Source organism: Flavobacterium gelatinilyticum, assembly GCF_027111295.1.
GTDB classification, from domain to species: Bacteria; Bacteroidota; Bacteroidia; order Flavobacteriales; family Flavobacteriaceae; genus Flavobacterium; species Flavobacterium gelatinilyticum.
The window spans coordinates 3,655,518-3,682,382 of sequence record NZ_CP114287.1 but is presented as its reverse complement, the minus strand read 5'-3'; the positions used below and the strand labels follow the sequence as shown (position 1 = coordinate 3,682,382).

The window sequence follows — 26,865 nt, the reverse complement described above, 5'->3', positions numbered from 1 at the left end:
TTTTACAGAGGAGTTTGGGATTTATATAATTTGCAGGTAAAGAAATTTACATTTTCATTAACCAGTTTTTCATCGATACTTCGTTTTCGATAATACCTCTTAATTCAGAGATTTTTACACGATCTTGTTTCATTGTATCTCTATGACGAATGGTTACGGTTTCGTCTTCAAGTGTCTGGTGATCTACCGTGATACAGAATGGTGTTCCAAGAGCATCTTGTCTTCTGTAACGACGTCCAACAGCATCTTTCTCATCATACGCTACATTGAAATCCCATTTTAAATCTTCAATGATTTTTCTTGAAACTTCCGGTAATCCGTCTCTTTTAATTAATGGTAATACAGCCGCTTTTGTTGGCGCTAAAACTGCAGGAAGTTTTAGCACTGTTCTTTCTGAACCGTCTTCTAAAGTTTCTTCTTGCAATGATGTTGCGAAAACAGCAAGAAACATACGATCTAAACCTACAGAAGTTTCTACTACGTATGGCACATAGTTTTCATTTAATTCAGGATCAAAATACTGAAGTTTTCTTCCTGAATATTCTTCGTGGGCTTTTAAATCGAAATCAGTACGAGAGTGGATTCCTTCTAATTCTTTGAAACCAAAAGGAAAATTAAACTCGATATCTGCCGCTGCATTTGCGTAATGTGCTAATTTTTCGTGATCGTGAAAACGATAGTTTTCTTTTCCTAATCCTAAAGACAGGTGCCATTTTAAACGTGTTTCTTTCCAGTGCTCATACCATCTCATTTCATCACCCGGACGAACGAAAAACTGCATTTCCATTTGTTCGAATTCACGCATACGAAAAATGAATTGTCTTGCTACAATCTCATTTCTGAACGCTTTACCAGTCTGAGCAATTCCAAAAGGAACTTTCATACGACCCGATTTCTGAACGTTTAAGAAGTTCACAAAAATACCCTGAGCTGTTTCCGGACGTAAATAAAGATCCATTGCATTTTCTGCAGAAGCTCCTAATTTAGTACCAAACATCAGGTTGAATTGTTTTACATCTGTCCAGTTTTTAGAACCGGTTTCAGGATCAGCGATTTCAAGCTCTTCGATCAAAGCTTTTACATCATCTAAATCTCCGTTTCCTAAAGAACGTCCTAAACGCTCTCTAATTTCTTTTTCTCTGGCTAAATATTCAATTACACGGGCATTTGTTGTTATAAATTCCTGTTCGTTGAAGGCATCGCCAAAACGAGCTTTTGCTTTTTCGATTTCTTTTTTAGCTTTCAGATTGATTTTTTCAGCATAATCTTCAACTAAAACGTCAGCTCTATATCTTTTTTTAGAATCTTTATTATCAATTAACGGGTCATTGAACGCATCAACGTGGCCTGAAGCTTTCCAGGTTGTTGGATGCATCAATATTGCAGCGTCAAGACCGACAATATTTTCATTCATCTGCACCATTGATTTCCACCAATATTCGCGGATATTCTTTTTTAATTCGACACCGTTTTGTGCATAATCGTAAACTGCACTTAAACCATCGTAAACTTCGCTTGACGGAAAAATAAATCCGTACTCTTTTGCGTGCGAAACCACATTCTTAAATATATCTTCTTGTTTTGCCATAGTAATGCAAAAATATAAAAAGTACTTATAAAAAAAAGAAAAATAATAAAGATTGAAGACTGAATTTGGTTATTTTTGTAACTAAATTCTTTCTGTTTGTGTTTAATTTTATTATTGATCTGTTTTTTCCCAAAGTCTGCTCCGGATGCCGTTCGGTTTTAATGACAAATGAAACGGTTTTATGTACAAACTGTCGTCATGAAATGCCTCTCACGCAATATCATCTTGATAAGGATAATCAGGCAGTAAAAAAGTTTTACGGAAAAATTGAAACTGAGCATGTTTCTGCTTTTGTTTATTTCAATAAAAAAGGGATTGTTCAGGAGCTCATTCACAATCTTAAATACAAGGGCCACGAAGAAATTGGTTCTGTTTTAGGAAACTGGTATGTTGAAGATCTTAAAGAACTAAAACCGGACTTTCCTTTTGATATGATTATTCCGGTGCCACTTCATCCTAAAAAATACAAAGAAAGAGGTTATAATCAGGTTACTACTTTTGGAAAAGCGCTTTCTGAAGGATTAAAAATCCCATACAACGATTCGATTTTATACCGAAAGAAATATTCGAAAACCCAGTCAAAGAAGAATCTGCTTGGAAGATCTGAAAACATTGAAACTATTTTTGATGTAACTTCTACCGAAGAAAACCAGAACAAACATTTTTTAATCGTAGATGATGTTCTCACAACCGGAGCTACACTCGAAGCGTGTTCAAGAGCGTTGCTGAAAATTCCCGGAACAAAAATCAGTATTGTCTGTATGGCAATGGCCAACTCATAGTGTGAAATTCCAATACTAAAATTCCTTCGCCCGTTCACTGTCACTCAGGCTCAATTCCAAAATCTTTGATTTTAAAACAAAAACAAATCCCAAATTTCAATGCTCTTGAAATTTGGGATTTTTATATTGGATTTTCCTTTTCAGTTTGGAATTTGAAAGTAAAAAATAGAATTTTTAATTAATCACTATTTTCTTTACAGTTCTTCTGTTTCCGTCAATAACCGTTACAAGGTACATTCCGGCTGTTATGTTTTGAAGCTGGATGTTTTGGTTAAAGTCTCCTGAACTTTGGAATGTATTTGTATATACTTTCTTTCCTAAAATGTCATGCACAAAAACTTCTACAGCATTCGATTCACTTTGAAACTGTAAGGTAAAATTTCCTTTGTTTGGATTTGGATAAAGGGCAAAATCTATAATTTCAAAATCTTCTGATCCCAGCGTAAATGTCTTGGTACAGATATTTACTGATGCCGAGTTTATTGTACCAAAACGCCCTACTACGGCATCACGAACTCTCAAAGTCCAGGTTCCTTCAGGATTCTGATCGTTAAAGACGTTTAATTTAGTAACCGGAATCACAATCTGCTCGGTTGTTGTGGTACAGTCTAATGAATTTCCTGCATCATCGTATCTCAAATTCAGAGTAGAATTTAAACTTGAGCAGGCTTTATCGAATAAACTTACTATTGTTCCCTGCGGATTTATAATTTGTATTTCAAGATCCGACATACGCTCATGAGTCACATTAACCGCAACATTTACGTCTGTTATATTTCCGCTTGATGCCGGAACACTTATTGTTCTTGTTGTATAGTTTGTACTGTAAGGAATACTGAAAGAGTTTCCAAAACTGTACGTATCACAATTTGTTTGAGATGTATAGCCAATTGCAAATGGTTTTGCATTCAACGCATAATAAATATTGGCAGTTGGTTCTATCAAAATTCGGCAGTTGGTCGAAGACGGTATACTTACCGGAAGTGTTATAATTTCGGAACCATCGTTGGCAGTGTTGGATGCCAGAGTGATCGGGAAAGTTAAACCTCCGTCTGTCGATAATTTTATATTCACCGTTGACGAACCTTGTATGTTATTAGTATTATTAACACTCCATGTAATAGTCTGTGCTGCTCCCTGCTGCCAGCTTATATCTTCGGCTGCATGAGAGGTTACCGCAAAAGGTCCTGCTGTCGAAACTACAGTTACAACCATCGAATCTGTATTGGTTTGTGCTGCTCCCTGTGCAGCATTATCTCTTCCTGTCAAGGTAAAATTCAAAGTTCTCGGAACAGAAGATACTGATTCCCATGTTGTGGTTAATTTCCCTTCCAGGACAGTGGCATAACTAGGCATATAACGAACCGGTGAACTGCCTGGCACCACAGATCTAAATAATGGTCCGTTTGGTTTTGTCGGGTAAGCAATACTGTTTGAACCCGATGTTGAAGTGGCGCTGTCGTACTGCTCCCATGTATAGGTTATAGCATCTCCCTCAGAATCTGATCCTGTTCCTTTTAAAACAAATGGTGTACTGACAGGAATTGTATAATCAGCTCCTGCATTAATTACCGGCGGATTATTGGTTATGGCTGTGCTTACAGGACAGCTTTTTCGGCTCAGATTGCTTTGAATCTGAAAGATACTTGCATAGGTAAAATAATCATCAGAATTGTTTTGTACATCATAATCACCCGTTACACCGGCATATCCCATGATTGAAGTACCGCTTCCGGGTTCAACATTTACGCCAGTTCCTTCGACAGCATATGAAAAAGTATGGTTTGCGCCTAACTGATGTCCAAATTCATGTACTACAAAATCAATATCAAAAGTATCTCCTTCAGGTCTTTGGTCTGAAGGCGAAGTATAAGCACTTCCTTTTCCAATAACATTCGATGTAGTAGGGCTTACACATACACACCCAATACAGCCTGCATTACCGCCCCCGCCAGAAGCACCAAATAAATGCCCAATGTCATAATTTGCTTCCCCAATTACACTTGTAAGTGTCTTTTGTACTTCTTTGCTCCAAAAATCATTATCATCTGAATCTGCAGTAATACCTTTGCCGGCATCTGAATACGGATCTGTCGCTGCATTGGTGTAAATCACTGCATCAGTATTGGCTATCATAACCAGCTTTACTGCTAAATCCCTATTTAAAACACCATTTACTCTGGTCATTGTTGCATTCATCCCTTGCAGTGCGGCAACTTTTGTTCCTCCAAAATACGCTGCATATTCTCCTGTACAGGATAAAGCCAGACGCAGTGTTTTAAAAATTTTATTGTTTGCTGTAGTCTTCGCCGTTTTAGATGTATTATCGTTTTGGGCAATTGCGCCTAAAGTTTTACATTCCAATTTTGTTTTTAACAATTCCGAATCAGAAGCAAACAATACGTATTCGTTTGTACTTTCTTTATTTTCTTCAATAAACTCGGTTGGTTTGTCTGCCCTGAAAACCATTGTCTGAATTCCTTTTGGGGAAAGACTAAAGTGAATTTTTGCCGACTTATCGTTTATACCTCTTCCTTCATACGATCTGATTTCAGGATATTTTGCCTGTAATTCAGGTTCAAAATTTGAAGATTCCCAAACCTCAAACTTTTCTAATGTACCGTTAGAATTTGGAATTGTAATTTCTGATGTATTTCCCGAAACTGCTTTTGCTGTTGTTTTCTCAAGCTTTGCTTTAAGTGCATCAGTATTTAGTTTATAGTATAACTTTGCAGTACCTGATGGCATGCTTTTTTTAAGAGTTGAAGCTGAGCCGGCTTTCTGCCACAAATCATCATTTTGTGCGTGTATATTTACTATAGAAAATACAATCAAGAAAAAAAGTAATGGTTTCTTCATTCTAAATATTTTTGGATAATCAAAATTAATGGTTTTAAACTGAATTCTTACATTTAAACGACATTTAACTTATTTTAGTCGACCAGCCCCGTTTTTTTTGACAAAAGAAAGATTATCTTCCTAAAAAATCAATTCGTCTTAGTACAAAATTCCAAATAGATAGTATAAATTTGCAGCATCTTAAATAATTTGTTTTGAAGCTCTTTCATTCTATAAACGATTTCCATTCGACCAAGAAAACGATTCTGACTCTTGGTACTTTTGACGGCGTACATATTGGTCACAAAAAAATTCTGGAACGGATTACTCAAAACACTGAAAATGGAAAATACGAAAGTCTGGTTCTTACCTTTTTTCCGCATCCGAGAATGGTTCTACAGGAAAAATCAGAAATTAAACTTTTAAACACGATTTCTGAAAAAACAAAACTTTTAGAAGCAACCAGAATCGAAAACCTCATCATTCATCCTTTCGACGAAAATTTTTCAAGACTTACTGCTGAAGAGTTTGTACATTCTATTTTAGTAGATCAGTTTCAAATTCACAAAATAATTATTGGACACGATCATCGTTTTGGAAGAAACAGAACTGCTAATATTGACCACTTAATTGCATTTGGTACCGAGTACGGGTTTGAAGTTGAACAGATAACAGCTCAGGAAATTCAGGATGTGTCAGTAAGTTCTACCAAAATCAGAAACGCTTTAAACGAAGGGAACATGACTCTGGCCAATGATTATTTAGGCTATGAATATTTTCTGACCGGTGAAGTTGTAAAAGGAAAACAATTAGGAAGAACAATTGGTTTTCCTACCGCAAATATTCAAATTAATGAAGAGTATAAACTGATACCAAAAACCGGTGTTTATGTAGTCCGCGCTTTAATTGACAATCAGGAAGTTTTCGGGATGATGAATATTGGGTTTAACCCTACTGTTAACGGACAGAAACAAACTATCGAAGTAAACCTTTTTGATTTTGATACTGATATTTATGGTAAAAAAATTGAGGTTTCTCTGTTGCAGTATCTTCGTGATGAACAAAAATTTGGTTCTGTCGATCTCCTTAAAACACAATTAAATCAGGACAAACAAAATGCCTTGGCTTTTGTGAGCCGCTTACAGCAATAATCCCTTATTACTTTTGGTGTTTTTTAAACCATCGTAGTTATTTTTTTAGTAAATTTGATATACTTACCTGCTTATCAAATAATTATATCACTAACCTCTAAAAATAATTATTATGAAACTACCAAAAGAAATACTAAACGGGTTTTTAATTTTCCTCGGAATTGGGATTTATTTCTTACTAATGAATCTTTTTGGTCTGGCAGATTTATTTTATCTCCGTGTTCTGAATGTCTTTTTCATATTCTATGGTGTCAACAGAACGATGACTATGAATCTTCATGAAGGAGAAACCAATTTTGTGTCAAACGCAGTTTCTGCTATGACAACTTCTGTTGTTGGTATATCGCTGAGTGTTCTGGGTTTGCTGGTTTACAGTTACGCCAGAGGAGGCGATGCGTATGTACGCACCTTATCTGAAACGTTTATGTTTGGAGGAAATCCTTCTGTACCAACATATTGCATCTGTCTTCTTTTTGAAGGACTGGCTTCATCTGTTATTGTAACTTTACTAATGATGCTTTACTGGAATAACAAATACGCAGCCGATTAATTTTTTCGGAATAAAAATAACTTTCAGGCACTCTAAAATCATATAATTAAGATTTATATTGATTTTAGAGTGTTTCTTTTTTTTAAAAGACAGTAAATATTCATTTTTAAGTTCAGAGCGTATTGGTTATCATAATTTACTTACTTTTATTTCTCCAAAACAAATATATCAATAAGTATGACAAAACACAATTGGACTAAAGATGAAATAATCGCCATTTACAATAAGCCTTTAATGGATCTATTGTATGAAGCGGCAACCATTCACAGGCAGCAGCATGATCCAAATGTGGTTCAGGTTTCGACATTATTATCTATAAAAACCGGAGGATGTCCTGAAGACTGTGGTTACTGTCCTCAGGCTGCAAGATATAATACCGGGGTTGAAGGAAATGATTTAATGACTGTAAGTCATGTAAAAGCTCAGGCACTTAGAGCCAAAGCAAGCGGTTCGTCACGCGTGTGTATGGGAGCTGCATGGAGAAATGTAAAAGACGGCGACGAATTTGATCAGGTTCTTGAAATGGTTCGTACCATTAACAAACTGGACATGGAGGTTTGCTGCACCTTAGGCATGCTGACAGAGAATCAGGCACAACGTCTGGCCGAAGCAGGATTGTATGCCTACAATCATAATCTGGACACTTCTGAAGAATATTACAAAGATGTCATTTCTACACGTGGTTTTGAAGATCGGTTAAAAACCATCGAAAATGTCCGCAAAACAAATGTAACAGTTTGCAGCGGCGGTATTATTGGAATGGGAGAAAGTATCGAAGACAGAGCCGGAATGCTGGTTGCACTTTCAACACTTAATCCGCAGCCGGAATCAGTTCCAATTAATGCACTAGTTGCTGTTGAAGGAACGCCGATGGAAGAAGAAAAACCGGTTGAGATCTGGGAAATGATTCGTATGGTAGCCACAACCCGAATTGTTATGCCCGAAACACAGGTTCGATTATCTGCCGGAAGAACCAACATGAGCCGTGAAGGCCAGGCAATGTGCTTTTTTGCCGGAGCTAATTCAATATTTGCCGGAGACAAATTACTGACTACTCCAAATCCTGATGTAAATGATGATATGAAAATGTTCGATATGTTAGGCCTGATCCCGCAAAAACCATTTATCAAACTCATGCAGCCGGAAACGGTCGAAGCTGCCGATTCTAAATTCACATCATTAGGAGAAAAGCCAAAATGGTCAAGGCCTGGACATAATATTGAAAGAAATATTGAAGCATCGATCAAATCAAAAATTTAAGCAAATGAGTTAATCCATTTTAATAATAATTAGTAAATTGCTTGTGACACAGAGTTATAAGCAATTTTTTTTATTATAAAAATGAAATTAAAACAAATAGAAAGGGTTCAAAAAATCTCAAAAAAAGATTTTATTTCCCAATATGTAAAGAAGCAGATTCCTGTTGTTATTGAAGAGCTGACCGAAGACTGGCCCGCGTATCAAAAATGGAAATTATCCTATATCAACAAAATTGCCGGCAATATTACCGTTCCTTTATATGATGACAGACCTGTAAATCATGAAGAAGGATTTAATGAAGCTCATACAAAAATGAAGATGAGCGATTACATCAGTTTATTAGAATCAAAACCTACCAACTATCGCATCTTTCTTTATAATTTAATGAAAGATGTGCCTGTATTACGAGAGGACTTTTTATGGCCGGATATAGGTCTTAAATTAGTCAAGCAATTGCCTATGCTGTTTTTTGGAGGAGAAAACGCAAGGGTCTTTATGCATTTTGATATCGATTATTCGAATATCCTGCATTTTCATTTTCATGGTGAAAAGCAATGCATGCTTTTTGCACCCGATCAGTCCAAATATATGTATAAAGTACCGCATGCTTTAATTTCAAGGGAAGACATTGACTTTGATAATCCGGATTATGAAAAATTCCCTGCTTTACAAAATGCAGAAGGGTATATTACCAATCTTAAACACGGAGAAATGCTGTATATGCCTGAAGGTTACTGGCATTACATGAAATATCTGACACCGGGATTTTCGATGAGTCTGCGTTCATTTCCTAAAAGCATTACTAATTTATCAAAGGCAGCATACAACATTTTAGTAATGCGCTATTTTGATATTATGATGCGAAAGTTTAAAGGCCAGAAATGGATTGATTACAAAAATGAAAAAGCGATTCAGAACACCAATGAAAATCTTCGAAAGAGCGCTTAAAAACAATAAAAAAACCAGTTATAAATTTATAACTGGTTTTTTTATTTCTGGTTAGTAAAAGACAATTTTTCTGGTTGTGGTATTTCCGTTGTTCAACGTTACTTTTACCAATAAGACCTGATCTGCAGATTTAAAATCGGATATCTGCAATTCCGGAGCTTCTACTTTCTTAGTATTATAAATTAATTTTCCGGAGACATCGTAAATCGAAACTTCCTGAATTAAATCATTGGATGCGTTTAAACTTATGATTTTATCTTTCACAGAAATCAACAGACCGCTGTTCTGATTTTCAAAATCCCCAACACCCAAAGTATTTGTTTTGTATCGCACAAGGAAACGATTTAAAAACGTTCCTATAGTTGTGCTAAAGGTGTAATTACTTGCTGTTAAATTGTGCATGGAATTTGTAAGCTTATCTTCCAGATAAATATTCTGATTTGTTAAGTCACCATCAGCACGATCAATAGATATTGAAAACTCGCCTTCGATAGTGGTACTATAACCCAGCTGGATAACATCTGAATCATCAAAAGGCAGCGCACGTCCCTGGATAACCAGTTTTCTATTCTCGTTAACACTGTAAAAATCAAGAAATTTATTTCCGTTTAATGTAACTGCATCATAATTATTATCCCATGAATTAGTTGCTCCTTCGATATAACCAATTAATAATTGTTTAAAAGCTCCTTCGGTATTCGTTAGATTAAGCCAGACTCTATGTCTCTCTAAAGCAGATTTATTGCTTTGATCTGTCTTGAAAAACTGATTATTATTGCCTGCAACACGCATGGTATTGGTAAAGTTAGCTGTTCCGACACTTTTAGCTTTAACAAAAAATGACTGACCAGCGGCTATATATCCTGAAGGAGGATCCTGATTACCAGGTGAGCCCGCTCCTGTACCCTGCATTGCTCCTACCGTTACACTACCTGCCAGATTATAAACCGCATAATCGTCATTAGTATATTTAGAACCGCCTCCACCCGGATTAGCAATTGGTGCTGTATTGTGTGTCCAAAAATAAAGACTACCGTATAAATTTGACTGATTATCAAAAATAAACTGATCTGCATATACTGCCGAAGGATATGGATTTCCTACCATATGATATCTTTCTGATGCTAATAAAGGAATCGGAATTGTGCCATTATTTGGCACTCCAATAAATGAAGCAACATATTCGGCATAATTTACAATATCAAAAGTCTGTGGCGCTCTTACCAGATACCCGTGTCCCGGGATCATTTCTACAGTTCCTCCATAACTTATTGCCCAGCCTAACGAAACGTCATAAGCGTAATATTTATCTGCTAGTGTTTCAGGTGATAAATCGTGCAGCGTATATGCCGGAGTACGAACTATAGGCGAAGACCAGAATGTCATATCATATCTACGAATCGGTGCTGTTTTACGTTTGTAAATTATGTTTCCTGAATTTACAGAATTATTAACCTGCAGCAAACTTGCATTATTTTCAAACTGCAATGTTCCGCCATTATTAGTTACAGCATTTGTAATTGTTAAGGTGTGATTTGAATTTACTATAACTGTAACCCCAGAATCAACTTTACAAGAACATCCTGACAAATCTCCCGTAGTCGAATAATTACCTGCAAATTCGATAGCATCACTCGCCACAGGCGGTGTTCCTTTAGACCAGCTTGTTCCGTTCCAGATATTGGTTACCGGCGCAATAATCTCTACATTAACTGTTGGTAAAGATTGACAGCCTCCTGTTTCCTGAATGGTAAAAGTATAATTTCCCGGAGCCAGATTTGAAACTGTATAAGTTGTTCCTGATGACGAATAGGTCTGTACTGCAGTTCCTGACTGATTAATTGTCCAGCTGCCAGGTGATATCAAACCATTTAAAATTACACTTCCGCCTGGGACAACACAACTTGGCTGTGTAATAGTTCCAACGGTTGGCGTTGATGGTCTTGGGTCAACATCTATTCTGGTTTCTACTGCGTAATCTTCAGGGCATGTTCCATTTTTCACAACTGCTCTGTAGCTCGTACTAGTGGTTAATATTCCCGGCTGATACGTACTTCCTGTGTGAGCAATTGACTGCCAGACATACGGTATTGCTTCTGCATATTCCCATCTGACTATTGTTCCTGTGTAGCCGCTTAGAGTTAACAAAGGACTTGAACTTCCAATACAGATATGCTGCCCGCCATTTACGGCACCTTTTACAGTTTGTATCGCCGCCGTTGTATTGCTTGCATTAACAGTTGAAGGACAACCGCTGGAAGAATAACCAACAGTTACCGTTTTGTTACCCGTTGTAAGCCATTGCAAAGTTACTGTATTACTTGTGGCAGAGGCTGCTCCGGCTGTAATGGTATAATCTGTTCCCGAAGTTCCCGGGATCGTCCAGAGATAATTTGTCTGTCCAGCTTGTGTTGTATACGTTACATCTGTACTGACACAAACTGAAGCAGGAGGTGAGGCTGTAAAAGTTGGAACTGGTACCGGATTAACTGTTATGGCTGCTGTCGCACTGGTAAAACCTGAACTTCGAACACAGCTGTTTGCTCCGGTAACCGAAACCAAAGCATAAGTGGTTGACCCTGTAACCGGAGTCGTAAAAGGTGTAAAAGCAGTACCGCTCACCACTCCTGTTGCTGTACGGTTTGTACCGCCATTTTCTGTATACACTATCGTGTAAGGTCCGGTTCCTGCGGAAGCTGTAAATGTTAACTGACCTGCACCAGAACCGCAAAGCGGACTCACAGCACTTAAACTTCCTTGAGGTAATGGATTAACTGTAATAGTAGCTCCGCCTCCTGTAAAACCTGTACTTCTGGTACAATTCGCATCTGTAATAGAAACAATAGCATAATTAGTAGTTGCCGTAACCGGAGTGGTAAAAGGTGTAAATGCAGTACCGCTCACCACTCCCGTTGCTGTACGGTTTGTACCGCCGTTTTCTGTATACACTATCGTGTAAGGTCCCGTTCCTGAGGAAGCTGTAAATGTCAGCTGACCAGCACCGGAGCCACAAAGCGGACTCACAGCAGTTAAGCTTCCTTGAGGCAATGGATTAACTGTAATAGTGGCTCCGCCTCCTGTAAAACCTGTACTTCTGGTACAATTCGCATCTGTAACTGAAACAATAGCATAATTAGTAGTTGCCGTAACCGGAGTAGTAAAAGGCGCAAAAGCAGTACCGCTCACCACTCCCGTTGCTGTACGGTTTGTACCGCCGTTTTCTGTGTAGACTATCGTGTAAGGTCCCGTTCCCGCGGAAGCTGTAAATGTCAGCTGACCAGCACCCGAGCCGCAAAGAGGACTCAAGGCAGTTAAACTTCCCTGAGGAAGCGGATTAACTGTTATAGCTGCTGTCGAACCGGTAAAACCTGAGCTTCGAACACAGCTGTTTGCTCCGGTAACCGAAACCAAAGCATAAGTAGTTGACCCCGTAACCGGAGTCGTAAAAGGTGTAAAAGCAGTACCGCTCACCACTCCTGTCGCTGTACGGTTTGTACCGCCATTTTCTGTATACACTATCGTGTAAGGTCCGGTTCCTGCGGAAGCTGTAAATGTTAACTGACCTGCACCGGAGCCGCAAAGCGGACTGACAGCACTTAAGCTTCCTTGAGGTAATGGATTAACTGTAATAGCAGCTGTACCTCCTCCTGTAAAACCTGTACTGCGTGTACAGTTGGCATCGGTAACGGAAACAATAGCATAATTAGTGGTAGTCGTGACCGGAGTAGTAAATACATTAAAAGGAGTTCCACTCGTAACACCTGTTACTGTACGGTTTGTGCCACCGTTTTCTGTATAAACTATTGTGTAAGGACCTGTTCCGGCTGTAGCATTAAATGTAAGCTGTCCTGCACCGGTAACACAGAATGGGCCATTTGCGCTTAAACTTCCTTGTGGAAGTGGATTAACTGTAACTGTGGTTGCTCCTGAATTAACAACAGAACATGTTCCGCTTTGGATTACAGCTCGAAATTGAGTAGTCTGAGTAAGAGCCCCTGATGTATATGATGCTGTTGTATTTGAAATTGGATTCCATGTAGAAAATGGAGATACTGAAGATTCCCAACGAATAATTGAACCCACCTGACCTGTCAAAGATAATGCAGCACTTGTTGATCCGGAACATATGGTAGTTCCTCCCGCTACAGTTCCTCCAACAGTAGAAGGAGAAACAGTTACATTAATAGTATTAGCTGATGATACAGGAGTTGAACAAACACCCGAACTTATATTTGTAACGGTTATTACACTGGTTCCTGCAGTTGTAAGTCCTGAAGCTGTAAAAAATCCTGTTCCGGCCGTACTAACAGTCATTGTTGCTGTTAATGCTGTACCAGAGGGCAAGCTGCGATTATAAGTAACATTATATACTCCCGTTGGCAGTAAAGCTGCGGTAGAGGTAAATGTTATATTAGAAGTTGCCGTTGAAACACATGTGGGTACCGATTGAAGAGTACCTATTCCATAAGTGGGACATGTATATCTTACAATTACTCTCCCGGCAGCACCATCTCCACCTGCCTGCGCGGCAGATCCTGCCAGATGCAGTCCTCCACTGCCACCACCTCCAGGAGGTGTACCAGCAATTCCCGGACCAACACCTAATAGTGCACTTGTACGGGATGCACCACCCGCACCTCCGGCTGCACCTCCGGCTTTTCCTCCTGCTCCGGAAGCACCTCCTAAATTTAAAAGGAAATTTCCACCGGCACCTCCATCATTACCACCTACTGTTGTAATTGAACCTTTTGATGTTGAGGCTGAGCCTCCTGTACCCCCTCCAGATGTTCCTGTTGTGTTAGCAATTCCGCCTAAACCACCAGCTGCTAAAAACGCTAGCTCAAATCCTTCAATATAAGAATTTCCGCCATTAACTCCTGAGCCGGTTGTACCTGTAGTAGCTCCCGCTACTCTAACATTTAAAGTATTTCCGGCAGTAACTCCTATAAAGCCATGTGCATACGCGCCGCCGCCACCACCGGCTCCTCCTCGTCCAGTTAATGCTACGGAATTATTTGCTCCACCACCGGCACCACCGGCACCCCAGCCCTCAACTTCCATAGATATGATACCCGCCGGGACAACTACAGTTCCATTGGCATCAAATGTATGAGGGGGAAGCTGCGCCCACATTGAAACGCAAAAAAATGAGAAGAGAATGGATAATTTGACTTTTGAAAGCGAATTCTTAGAATGATTCGATAAAGAAAAACAAAGGTTTAAAATTTGGGGGTAATTAAATAAGGCAGGTAATTTTTTTTTCATCGCGCTATATTTTTTAATTAAAAGAAAAAACTCAAAATCAGATGATACCGATAGATTATAATTTCAAATACCTCAAAAAATAAACTCTAAAAACAGAAAAAAATCTGCTTCAAAAAGTCAAGGCAGTAAAATAGTATTAATGCTGTTTTTTGTGTGGTATTTAAAAAAGCAATCAATATATTTTTGGCAGATAAAAATTAGAAATTCATCTTAAAAAAGAGAGTAAAAGCGAATTTCAAAATGGCTTATAAATACGAAAATTGACGAATTACAACTACAAGGTACGATTTTATTTACAACGCAATAATTGCAATGTGTTAAAAATTAGAACTTTAACACTTTAATCTTATCAACTACAAAAACTAAAAACATATGTTAATTCCTTCAATCCATAGTAAAATCAAGCGTTTTGAAAGAAAAATCATTCCATTGTATTTCGTTTTTTTCAAAAAAAAATCCATTTGAAAAAAGCAAATGGATTCGGTTTTCTATTATAATTTCTGTTAAAAAATGATCTTTTTTGAATAAAATTTACCTTTTCTTAATTCTATTTTAACTACCAAAACCTGAGTGCTGCGGTTAAGGTTTTTTATTTCTAATTCAGTAGTGTCAACTTTTAGTTTTTCATACAATAATTTACCTCCAATATCGTATACAAAAACATTTTTTAGTTCCTCCTGAAGGCTGTTAATCTTTATAATTTTATTGTTTACTGATACTATAAGATTATCTGCGCAGTCATGTTCAGGTATACTTAATGTGGTATCAAAAAATCGTATTGCAAACCGATCTGCAAAAGATCCTGCTTCGCTCTCAAAAAGATAATTTTTGGAAGTTAAATCAAATATTGTATTGAGCGATTTATCTTCAAGATAGATTTTTTTATTTGTGAAATCACCATCAGCATGGTCAATCGATATTATGAAATTTCCGGCAGCCGTGGTTTTGTAACCTAAAACAATTTCATCAGAATCTTCAATGGGTAATGCTCTTCCTTGAATAACTAATTTTTTTGTATCAACAACAGAATAAAAATCAACAAATGAATTACCATTAAATGATTCCGCATCATATTTACTGTCAAAAGAATTCGACGCTCCATCAAGATATCCAATTAGGATCTGTTTAAAAGCTCCTTCGTCATTTGAAAAGTTCAGCCAAAAACGATGTTTCTTCGGTTTGTCAGTACTTATTATTTCATTATGTTTAAAAAAGAAATTATTGTTTCCTTTTATCCGCATGCTGTTGTTAAATTCAAGATTTCCAGATACAGTACTTTTGAGAAAAAACGACTGCCCCGCCGCAATCTTGCCATTGGGAACTAATTCATTAACCCCGCTGGATTTTGCCTGAACTCCTATGCCTCCAACCAAATTGTAAGCTGCATAATCATCTGAGTTGTATTTCAAATTCGTTACAGCGGTATTATGTGTCCAGAAATAAAGTGCGCCTGCGGTCTTCGATTTATTTTCTTCTAAAAATACATCGGCATCTATTGCAGACGGATAGGGATTTCCAATTAAACTAAAAGTTCTTGGGTCACCCAAAGTAATTTCTATTTTGCCATTATTTGGTATGCCTTTAAAAACCGCTTCGTATGTATCTCTTGAAGTAATTGAATATTCCTGAGGTGCTCTAATCATATAACCTTTTCCTAAAATCATAGTAGTAGAAGGTGATTCTATTTTCCAGCCGGATCCGGGAATGTATGAATAATATTTATCAGACAAGGTCGTAGGAGAAACATCTTTCAAAGAATGACTTCCGACAGGAGAAGACCAAAATGTAAAATCATATCGTAATATTGGGTTCGTTTTTCTTTTAAGATGGATTGTTCCTGTATTTACAATATCATCATCTGACTGATATAAACTCGCGGTATCTTCTAAAACTAAAGTACCTGAACCTGAATAATCAAATTCAATTCCTAATGTGCTGCCTTTTAAGAGTGAAACTGTTTTTCCTTTCTCAATATTGCAGCTGCAAACATTTGAAGAAATTAAATTCGAAAAATCTTCTTTAAAAAGAACTTCTTTTCCACCGGAAGGGTAGCCATTTGACCAGTCATTTCCGTCCCAGATTGTAGAATCCAGACAAAGTTTTAATCTTGAAATCCTATGTTTTGAAATTCCCGAAACGGAATTAAAATTTCCACCGATTAACAGCCTGAAATTCGAAGTAAAGCTTAAGGCAAAAAGCTTATTATTGAGACGGGCTTCAAATGAAGAATCGAAGTCACCGGACTTTAATAATCTGATTAATCTTAAAGAGGCATTATTTTTATAGGTTCCGGAGAAAGTGCCGCCAACTATAATACGATCGTCCGGCTGAACCAGAATGGCACGCACATCTCCTTTATTAAAACCAGTTTCAGAATTAAAAGTTGTATCGAGAATGCCATCTGGATTTAGACGAAGAATTCTTTTTTGTGAAATTCCGTTATAACTTAAAAAAGAGCCTCCTACAATTATTTTATGATCAGATTGTAATGCGATGGCGTAAACATATTTGTCAAAACCGGATCCTATATTGAAACTTTTATCAATACTTCCATCATTATTTAAGCGGACCAAATGCGGGGAAGACTCTCCGTTAAAAGTGGTAAATCTTCCTCCAACAAGTATTTTTCCATCGGGCTGTATTAAAATTTCTTCAATAACAGCATCTGCACCAAGTCCTGTCTTAAATGATATATCGCGCGAACCATCCGGAAGAAGCCTCACTATTCTGATTGCAGACGGATCATTATTATAACGGGTAAAACTTCCGCCGACAATTATTTTATTATCCTCCTGAATGGCCATTGCATATACCTGACCGTTAAATCCAGATCCGGTATTGTAGGTACTATCAAGTGTTCCATCTGAAAAAATTCTGGCGATCCGGGTACAATTTACTTCATTATACTTTGAAAAATTACCTCCAAGGACAATCTTACCATCTGTTTGAAGGACAGCTGTTTTGATAAGGTTATTAGCCCCTGACTGTCCTTTGTTAAATTCCTGATCATTTGAACCATCTTCAAGAAGCCTCGTTATACGAAATACAGGCTGATTATTAAATTTTGTAAAACTTCCGGTTACTATCGTTTTATTATCTTCAAGTGAAATCATTTTTAAAACCGAATTATCAAAACCAATCCCCGATGATAAATAACTGCTGTCGAGTTCTCCCTCAAAACTGATTTTTGCCAGTCGTCCCTGATTTTGTCCATCAAAAACAGAAAATGAACCGCCAATAAACCAGGATTCATCAGGATCTTCTGCCAGGGCTAAAACAGAAAGTGATCCCGGACCGGAACCTATATCGAAGTCATTTTTAACCGTTCCATCTGTATTCAAAAACACGAGTCTGTTTACATCTTCGTTATTATAGTGGTTTGTAAATGACCCTCCAATCATGATATTTCCGGATCTGCCTATTTTTATAATTTCAACAGATCCATTATTAAAACCAGATCCCGTAAAGGTTTCATCAACAGACCCGTTTTCATTAAGTCTAATGATTCTGTTGGCTGTATAGCCATTATAAGATGTAAAATTTCCTCCAAGAAGAATTTTTCCATCTTGCTGCAGGGCTATCGTATTTACATCATCATCAAAACCAGTCCCTGTATTAAAACTATTGTCAATACTTCCATCAGAATTCAGGCAGATAATTCGGTTTGCAGTAATTTTATTAAATGATATGAAGTTTCCAGCTGCCAGAATTTTTCCGTTAGACAAAACTTTGACATCCGAAATAAGCAATGGGGAACCTGATCCGGTTATAAAAGAATTATCCAAAGAACCATCAGAATTTATACGGGCTATACGATTTACGGTTATATTATTGTATTTAGTAAAGCTTCCAACAATAATAATTTTTCCGTCTGGCTGCAATGCCATGTTGTAGATAATACCGGTCAAGGCTCCGATAGATGAATTAAATGATAGATCTTGTGATCCGTCTGAATTTAAACGAATAAGTCTTCCTGAATTTATTCCTTTATAAGATGTAAAACTGCCTCCTAATACTATTTTTCCCCCTTGCTGTATAAGCGAAGAATAAATTTTACCTGTAAAACCTGTTCCGGTATCGAAACCTTCATCGATTGTTCCATCGGGATTCAAACGGCTTAAGCTGGAGGTTATAATTCCGTTAAGACTGGAATAGTCTCCACCAACAATCAATTTATTATCGGCCTGCAGAGAAATTGTTCGCACTGTACCATCAAAGCCATCTCCTTTCAAACCATCATCAACAGTATTAAAAGTAACATCGACCTTCCCTTGCTGGGCAGATACAGGAATAACAAAAGGAAGAAAAAACAATAATACAGCGTAAAGTAAATTTTTTATCAAAACCCGGAATATTTAAAAAGTAAGAATAAACCGAAATTAATTACCTTTTTCAAAAGATGCAATACCCTGTTTTGGTGATTTTTTTTCAATAAAAAAAATCCATCTGCTTGTATTAAAAACAGATGGATTTTATATGTATTGAAAATAAATTTTCTAATTAAAAATGATTTTTCGTGTTACCTGAGCATCATTCTCCAGTGTTACTTTTACCAGAAGCACCTGATTGCTGGACTGCAGGTTTGAAATTGATAATTCGGCTGAATCTACTTTGTTCCTGCTGTAAAGCAGTCTTCCTGAAATATCATAAATGTTCACTTCTTTTATATTCTCTTTTGCAGAAGTCACGCCGATAACTTTGTTTTTCACAGAAACTAAAAGTCCTCCTTCGATAGTTTCAAAATCACCAGTTCCTAGTGTTTTATTAGTGTATCGAATTGTAAAACGATCTGAGAAAGTTCCTATTGCGGTACTGAAGGTGTAATTTCCGGATTTCAAATCCTGAATTTTTCCCGTTAGTTTGTCTTCCAGATAAACATTTTGATTCGTGAATATTCCGTCAACGTGATCAATTGCTATGGTAAATTCTCCGGTAATCGTGGTTCTGTATCCAAGAGGCACAATATCGCTTTCTTCAAACGGAAGGGCGCGTCCCTGAATGGTTAGTTTTTTAGCTTCGTTGATACTATAGAAATCTATAAAGTTGTTTCCGTTTAGCGTAACTGCATCGTAATTAACGTCCCAGCTGTCTGAAGCTCCTTCGATATAACCTACCAGCGCCTGTTTGAAAGCCCCTTCGGTGTTGGTAAAGTTCAGCCATAAACGGTTTCTTTCAAGTTCTGCTGTCTGTGCTGTTTTGTAAAAATTAGAATTGTTTCCTGCAACTCTCATATCATTTGTAAATACGATAGGGTTTCCTGAAGGTGATTTTACAAAAAATCCCTGTCCGGCACCAATGTTTCCTGTTGGAGTAACAGATCCCGGGAAGTCCGGTCCTGCAGTTCCTGTCAGGTTAAAAGTGGTATAATCTGTAGTAGCATATTTGTAAGTGTTACTGCCTGGATTATAAACCGGTTTGTTGGCGTGTGTCCAGAAATATACCGCCCCCACATCAGTATTTTGTATAAACTTCACCCCATCGATTGCCGAAGGATAAGGATTTCCAACTATATTCCATTTGCCTCCCACAGGATTAACCGTAACGTTTCCGTTAGTAGGAACTCCCACAAAAGATGCCTGATAAATTGCTGTTGAATTGGGATCAAAAGTCTGAGGTGCTCTTACATTATAACCTTCTCCCGGTACCATTTTTGTTGATGTACCGCCATAATCAATTACCCATCCTGAAGAGGGATTATAGATATAGTATTTATCTGCTAATGTATCCGGAGATAAATCATGCAGTGTAAAGTTAGACGCTAAAGTTACAGGCGATGACCAGAATGTAAAGTCATAACGGTTTACAGGTGTGGTGTTTCTTTTGTAAGTTATATTTCCTGTATTTGTAGCAAGAGGGTTAGATTGGTACAAGCTTGAGTTGTTTTCGAAAGTTAATGATCCTCCGGAATTAACGGTTAAACCATTGGTAAGGATCAAACTTATACCAGACGGAATCGTTAAGTTTACACCCGAATTAATAGTACAAGAACAAGCGGTAAGATCGCTTGTAAAAGTAAAAGCTCCAGAAAACACAACTGATTTAGTAGCTGTAGGCGTGCTGTTGCTCCATGCTGTCCCATTCCATGTTGTTGAAGAATCGTTTGCTATAGCTGCTCCCGCACTTGATGGTGATTTACAGCCGTCTGCATTTGTTACTCTAAAAGTATAAGTTGTTCCTCCTGCAAGATTTCCAATCGTTGTGCTTGATCCTGATCCGTTTGTTAAAACATTCCCCGGACTTCTCTCTATTACCCAGTTCCCGGATGCTGGTAAATTTGTCAGAACCACACTTCCTAAAGATGTACATGTTGTATTATTAACTATAGAAATTGTTGGAGGAGTCAATAAATCAATAGTTGTTGGGATATTATCGGTAAAAGTATTTCCAGAAATATCTTCTACAACGTTTAATGAAGGATCTGTTCCTGTAACTTTTATAGAAGAAGTTACTCTTCCGGCAGTGACATCAGCAGCTGTAATTGTATACGTTCCGTGGATCGTTTCTGTTGCTCCGGCTGCGAGACTGGCAATAGAATTCCCGGTAACAGTCAGACCTGGCATTAGATCTGTTAAATGAATATTTGTAATAGGAACTTCTCCTGTATTTTTAATATCAAAAGTATAATTTATCTGAACGCCGGCTTTTCCGCAAGTCGTTAACGAAGCAGTATTCACAAGACTTAATTCTGCGATCTTTAATGAATTAGTATTGAAAGCAATAAAAGCACAATCTGAATTTCCCGAGAAAGTTACCACAAACCGATCAACCAACGGCGCATTGGTACTTGTGATTTCAAATTCGCTGGTTTCAATTCCTAACAATCGAATATCTCTTGTTGAAGCAGGTGAAAAACCAACTGTTCCGTTCATATTAAACAAATCAAGACTGTAGGTTCCTACCGCATTTACAGCGTCAAATTTTATAGAAAGCTCTTTTCCAACTAAATTTCCCGAAGCATCAATGAATTTAAATGTATCAGCTGTTCCTCCCGGATCTGCAACCTGTGTTACAATTAAATCCGGAATTCCGTCGCCAATACCGCTAAGATTCAAGTTGTTTGTTCCTACTTTGAATTCTGCTGTTCCGGCTTTTATATTAGCTACTCCGGTTCCCAGAGCTAATCCGTTTAACCCGTCTGTTAATCGGGAAGCAAGTTCTGCTCCGGTTGCTGTTGATCCTGCCAATGCAGGCTGTAATACAGCTGTAGAAGCTGATCCGTCAATCATCGAACCCTGCAGAAAGTACATACTAGCACCAATTCCTACCGTTTGAATTTTTAAAGCTCTGAATTTTTGAGCATTGTAACCAACAGTATTAGCATCAAGAATAGCATTATTGACTCCGGTAGAATACGTTGTGCCTTTCCATCTAAAAGCAAGCAAATTGTTTTCTCTGTCTGGACGATTTCCTACTCCGGTAGTTCCGGTAGAATGCCAATACCCTTTCCAGTCTGTATAAATTCCGGTCACGGCAGTCTGCCCCGACATTGTTAAGGATAGTAAAAAGAATAGTAAAGTTAAATTTTTTAAAAGTAAAGAACGGGTAAACAAAAATAATTTTGGATACATACAAGTTGTTAGTTTTGGTTTGATTTGGTTGTTTTTTCTTTGCTCTTTAACAGGAGCTCTTTTTATGCTTTTGTTTGTAAAGGTTTATAACGTATAAAATCCGACAGCCTGGACTGTCGGATTTTAATGATTTAATATTTTATTTAGTTGAAAATGATTTTTTTGGTTACCTGAGCATCATTCTCCAGTGTTACTTTTACCAGAAGCACCTGATTGCTGGACTGCAGGTTTGAAATTGATAATTCGGCTGAATCTACTTTGTTCTTGCTGTAAAGCAGTCTTCCTGAAATATCATAAATGTTCACTTCTTTTATATTCTCTTTTGCAGAAGTCACGCCGATAACTTTGTTTTTCACAGAAACTAAAAGTCCTCCTTCGATAGTTTCAAAATCATCGTTTCCAAGTGTTTTATTAGTGTATCGAATTGTAAAACGATCTGAGAAAGTTCCGATTGCGGTACTGAAGGTATAATTTCCAACTTTCAAATCCTGAATTTTTCCGGTTACTTTATCTTCCAGATAAACATTCTGATTCGTGAATATTCCGTCAACATGATCAATTGCTATGGTAAATTCTCCGGTAATTGTGGTTCTGTATCCAAGAGGCACGATATCACTTTCTTCAAACGGAAGGGCGCGTCCCTGAATGGTTAGTTTTTTAGCTTCGTTGATACTATAGAAATCTATAAAGTTGTTTCCGTTTAGCGTAACTGCATCGTAATTAACGTCCCAGCTGTCTGAAGCTCCTTCGACATAACCAACCAGCGCCTGTTTGAAAGCACCTTCGGTGTTGGTAAAGTTCAGCCATAAACGGTTTCTTTCAAGTTCTGCTGTCTGTGCTGTTTTGTAAAAATTAGAATTGTTTCCTGCAACTCTCATATCGTTTGTAAATACGATAGGGTTTCCTGAAGGTGATTTTACAAAAAATCCCTGTCCGGCACCAATGTTTCCTGTTGAGGTAACAGATCCCGGGAAGTCCGGTCCTGCAGTTCCTGTAAGGTTAAAAGTGGTATAATCTGTAGTGGCATATTTGTAAGTGTTACTGCCTGAATTATAAACCGGTTTGTTGGCGTGTGTCCAGAAATATACCGCCCCCACATCAGTGTTTTGTATAAACTTCACACCATCGATTGCCGAAGGATAAGGATTTCCAACTATATTCCATTTGCCTCCCACAGGATTAACCGTAACGTTTCCGTTATTTGGAAGTCCTTTAAAAGTAGTTTCATAAATTGCGTTTAGATTTATATCAAAAGTCTGAGGCGCTCTTACATTGTAACCTTCTCCCGGTACCATTTTTGTTGATGTACCGCCATAATCAATTACCCATCCTGAAGAAGGATTATAGATATAGTATTTATCTGCCAATGTATCCGGAGATAAATCATGCAGTGTAAAGTTAGACGCCAAAGTTACAGGCGATGACCAGAATGTAAAATCATAACGACTTATAGGAGTAGTTTTCCTTTTAAGTTCAAATGAATTCATAGCTCCCTGATATGCATCTGAAGCTGTGCTTTTTTGAAGGAAAGAACCTCCGTCTTCAATAAGAAGTTTTCCTCCAGTACCAACAATTGTTGTTTCTTCAACATTTAAAGTTCTGCCTTTTGGTACTGTAAGTATTACTCCTGCATTGATCGTACAAGAACATACATTAAGGTCGGTACTTATAGTTGTATTTGAGGTTATAGTAATAGGTGAGCCAGAAGCAGGAGCTGTTGTTCCGTCATATACATTTGGAACTGGCACAAAGCTTACTGCTATATTCGCATCGCCTCCATCTTCTCTTAAACGAATTTCTACCTTAGAATCTTTATTTAGTGCGTAAGGAGCTGTTCTGATAGGAGTTGAAGTATTTGTATAACCATTTTGGGTATACACTTTAACTTCATCAATATAAATTTCCCCAACGTCATCACAATTTACTAATTGTATCTGGTAGCTTCCACAAGTAAATCCATGACGTTTATAAGTGATAGTAAACTGATCTACTCCGATAGGTGCTCCCTGCCATCCGGAATAAGTTGAAGGCGAACTGTTCTTGTTCCAAGATGTTTGTGTATTAACATTCAAACTGTTGTCAACATACATTCCTGCATATGAATACGCTGGTAAGTTGATATCTGCTGTAGAGAAACCATATACATTCCATTTATTTTCTCCGTATGGAAGTGCAACATCACCTTTAATTTCTCCATATGAAAAAGAAACTCTGGAATCCTGGGCATTTTCAAAATATTCTAAAATAAAACTATGTGTTCCCGCAGTAAGTGTTACTTGCGCAGCATAGGTCGTATAACTATGAATAGCATATGAGTTAGCCGGAGCAACATTTATCAAAACACCATCAATATATAGTCTTACACCGTCATCTCCTCCTATTGTGAAATTATAAGTTCCTGCTGTTGTTGTAGTTTGCATTTTATAACGTACAAAAAAATTGTCCGCCGGAGCACTTCCGCATATATTTGTAGTAACACCTCTAACGGTGCCAGTCCCAATATTTCGGTCAAAAATTCTTGGTTCGGTTACGTTTCCTATAAATACATTTGTTGCTGTAGCCGGTCCTGCTGTAACTGCCGGATTTGGAACTGTTCCTGTCCATTTATATACATACCCAATCCAGCTGTTGATACCAAAAGCTGTCTGATCACCCTGCTCGCAGACAATAATTTCATCAGCTCCCATGTCCGGTGCAGTTGTGCTTCTTACTTCATTATCTATATCTGTAGTAATACTTGCAATAGGAGCCCCTTTTGCATGAAGTGCCGAGCTGTTTGTATTCTGTTCTAAATGGAAATCTATTGTTGAAATAAACTTTGGCTCAACATTGATAGAATTTTGTTCTTTTGCAGAACTTACTGCTTTCCATTGGGCAAGAGTTGTATAGGTTCCACTTGATAATCTATTTGATAAAGTACCTGAGCTTTTTAAGAAATAATCATTATTATCAAATTCTGTTATCGCTGTATGAGCAGTATTTGAAAAAATCAGATATTGTGTTCCGATAGTTTGAGAACTATAAAATATGTTGTTTTTGATACCAATATTACTTCCATTTGCAATATATAAACATGACGATCTTCCACCTGCAGATGTATTATCCATCACAATAGTATTGTGATAGATTTTATTAGAAGATCCGCTGTTGATATATATACCATGTCCTTTGTACTGAAAATTATAATTATTATCATCAGCTGCGCTAGTCCTGATGTTATTTATAAAATTGTTGTAAATACTGTTATTTCCACTGTCAACATAAATCCCGGCACAATATGCTGTATTTCCAACTGTTTCATAAACATCACTTATCTTATTGCCAAAAATAGCTCCATTACTTGTTCCATATATCGAAATACCGGCATTATGATCAGTAGGACCATTTGAATTTGATCTTAAAATACCTGAAATTGTATTTTGAGAAACTTCATAATCTTTAGCATTATTTAAACGAATACCAACATGAGGTTTATTTGTATTTGTAGTTCCTCCAATTGTATTATTTTGGATTTTCCAGCCTGTTGATAAGGAATTGGAATTTCCTTCTAAGTAAATTGGTAATCCAGCACCTGTAAAAGTGACATTGTTTATAATATTAGAAGAGTTCGCGGTCTCCGCTGTACTTGTAACACTACTGGTTCCTCCTGCAAATATTCCAACAGAATAATCGTAAGTTCCGCGAGCATATTGTCTTAAAATCAAATTCTTAATTTCATTACTATTAGCTCCATTACTATTGTTTTGACTTGCGATCCAAATAACTGATCTATTATTGTTTGATTGGTTATTGTTGTAAATAGTTAAATTTTTTGTTGTACCATTTGTTGTATTACTTCCATCGAAAACTACATTGTCTACACCATTTAATTTAAAAACAGCTTCTGTACTGTTGTTAGAATTACTTGATTCTATCGTTACAGTTCTTCCTGTATTTGGTTTAAAAGTTACTTTATAAGAAGTATTTCCTGTATAAGGATTAATCACCAATGGAAAAGTTTCTCCCGTTGATACGTTGTATGTAGTATTATCCAACATTAGATTTACTGCTCCGGATACACCTACTGAGTTTAATGCTCTAACCGCACTGGTTAAAGTTGCAAAACTTGCTCCTGCAGCACTTCCAATAATGTAAGTGCCATTCATTGGAGATGGATTTTGAACAAATGAGCCTCTTAATTTTAGAAGATTATTGTTCATTAATTTCCAGGTTGTTCCATTGTATGCATAAAAACGGATGTAAATTTTTTCGCCGGCATTAACTGCAATATTTAAACCTGATAAATTTCCGGATGTAGGTGTGTTATTAGTTGCAGCATTAGTAACAGTTGTCAAAGTAACTGGAGAAGAAAAATTCGCCTGTTTAGAATATCTAACCTCATAAGATGATGCATTCCCTTTGTATGTAAATTGAATTTCGTTTAAAAGAATTCGGCCGTTTAAAATTGGATTTAAAGTTATCTGGAAATATCTGTTTACATCAATAGTAGAAGATGAAGACCAGTTTGTTCCTTCAATTCCATCATAAGTTGGAGTTGGGTTGCCATTCGAAAATCCTGCTCCAGTCACGTTACTTGCTTCCACATAATTATTCAAAACGGTGGGAACTAAATCTGTAGATCCATTCCATTGAACAAAATCAACGTTCTGCGAAATCCCCAAAAAAGGCAATAATACTAAAACTAAAAGTAAAGTTTTTTTCATAGTAGATGTTTTTCTATCAGGTTGTTATGCTGGCATAATTTTCGAACCGAGCAAATATAGATACATCTACGTTTTGGTTTTTGAAGAGGTTTTCAGAACAGGCATATAATCGACAAACCGATAAAATAATCGATGAAATGCATAGTAAAAATGGGTAACCAATGGAATTTCTTATAAAACAAGAGTGTTAAAAATAAGAAAAATCGGTAATG

11 protein-coding genes are annotated in these 26,865 nt (G+C 37.2%); 5 read left to right on the top strand and 6 right to left on the bottom strand.

All coding sequences use genetic code 11. The features are described 5' to 3' along the window. Positions 1-46 precede the first annotated feature (46 nt). On the bottom strand, positions 47-1,588 hold the full coding sequence (locus OZP11_RS15585; RefSeq protein ID WP_281231480.1) for a glycine--tRNA ligase: 1,542 nt from the start codon (positions 1,586-1,588) through the stop codon (positions 47-49). Between the two features lie 161 nt (positions 1,589-1,749). Between OZP11_RS15585 and OZP11_RS15580 the strand changes: the two genes are divergently transcribed. Then, complete coding sequence (locus OZP11_RS15580) at positions 1,750-2,370, top strand: ComF family protein (RefSeq protein WP_432419663.1); 621 nt, start codon at positions 1,750-1,752, stop codon at positions 2,368-2,370. A 174-nt stretch (positions 2,371-2,544) separates the two neighbouring features. Here the strand turns inward: OZP11_RS15580 and OZP11_RS15575 are convergent, their stop codons facing one another. Next, positions 2,545-5,229 carry a zinc-dependent metalloprotease gene (locus OZP11_RS15575; protein WP_281231478.1) on the bottom strand — a complete coding sequence of 895 codons (2,685 nt, stop codon included), beginning with the start codon at positions 5,227-5,229 and terminating at the stop codon, positions 2,545-2,547. A gap of 194 nt (positions 5,230-5,423) precedes the next feature. Here OZP11_RS15575 and OZP11_RS15570 point away from each other — a divergent pair, with 194 nt between their 5' ends. The 4 genes from OZP11_RS15570 (at position 5,424) to OZP11_RS15555 (ending at position 9,117) form a co-directional block, all read left to right on the top strand. After that, on the top strand, positions 5,424-6,359 hold the full coding sequence (locus tag OZP11_RS15570; protein ID WP_281231477.1) for a bifunctional riboflavin kinase/FAD synthetase: 936 nt from the start codon (positions 5,424-5,426) through the stop codon (positions 6,357-6,359). A 112-nt stretch (positions 6,360-6,471) separates the two neighbouring features. Then, positions 6,472-6,909 (top strand): hypothetical protein, encoded by a 438-nt coding sequence (locus tag OZP11_RS15565; protein WP_281231476.1) that lies wholly within the window; start codon positions 6,472-6,474, stop codon positions 6,907-6,909. Positions 6,910-7,080: 171 nt separating this feature from the next. Continuing rightward, a complete protein-coding gene (gene bioB, locus OZP11_RS15560) occupies positions 7,081-8,169 on the top strand; it encodes a biotin synthase BioB (protein WP_281235534.1) in 1,089 nt (362 codons plus the stop codon). An 81-nt stretch (positions 8,170-8,250) separates the two neighbouring features. Beyond that, complete coding sequence (locus OZP11_RS15555) at positions 8,251-9,117, top strand: cupin-like domain-containing protein (RefSeq protein ID WP_281231475.1); 867 nt, start codon at positions 8,251-8,253, stop codon at positions 9,115-9,117. A 51-nt stretch (positions 9,118-9,168) separates the two neighbouring features. Here OZP11_RS15555 and OZP11_RS15550 read toward each other — a convergent pair whose 3' ends face one another. The 4 genes from OZP11_RS15550 to OZP11_RS15535 form a co-directional block, all read right to left on the bottom strand. Continuing rightward, positions 9,169-14,382, bottom strand: coding sequence for a DUF8693 domain-containing protein (locus OZP11_RS15550; RefSeq protein ID WP_281231474.1), 5,214 nt, complete (start codon positions 14,380-14,382; stop codon positions 9,169-9,171). A gap of 503 nt (positions 14,383-14,885) precedes the next feature. After that, positions 14,886-18,725, bottom strand: a complete 3,840-nt coding sequence (locus tag OZP11_RS15545) for a DUF8693 domain-containing protein (protein WP_281231473.1) — start codon at positions 18,723-18,725, stop codon at positions 14,886-14,888. 153 nt (positions 18,726-18,878) lie between these two features. Next, complete coding sequence (locus OZP11_RS15540) at positions 18,879-21,950, bottom strand: DUF8693 domain-containing protein (RefSeq protein ID WP_281231472.1); 3,072 nt, start codon at positions 21,948-21,950, stop codon at positions 18,879-18,881. 143 nt (positions 21,951-22,093) lie between these two features. Further along, a complete protein-coding gene (locus OZP11_RS15535) occupies positions 22,094-26,653 on the bottom strand; it encodes a DUF8693 domain-containing protein (protein ID WP_281231471.1) in 4,560 nt (1,519 codons plus the stop codon). Between the last annotated feature and the right edge of the window lie 212 nt (positions 26,654-26,865).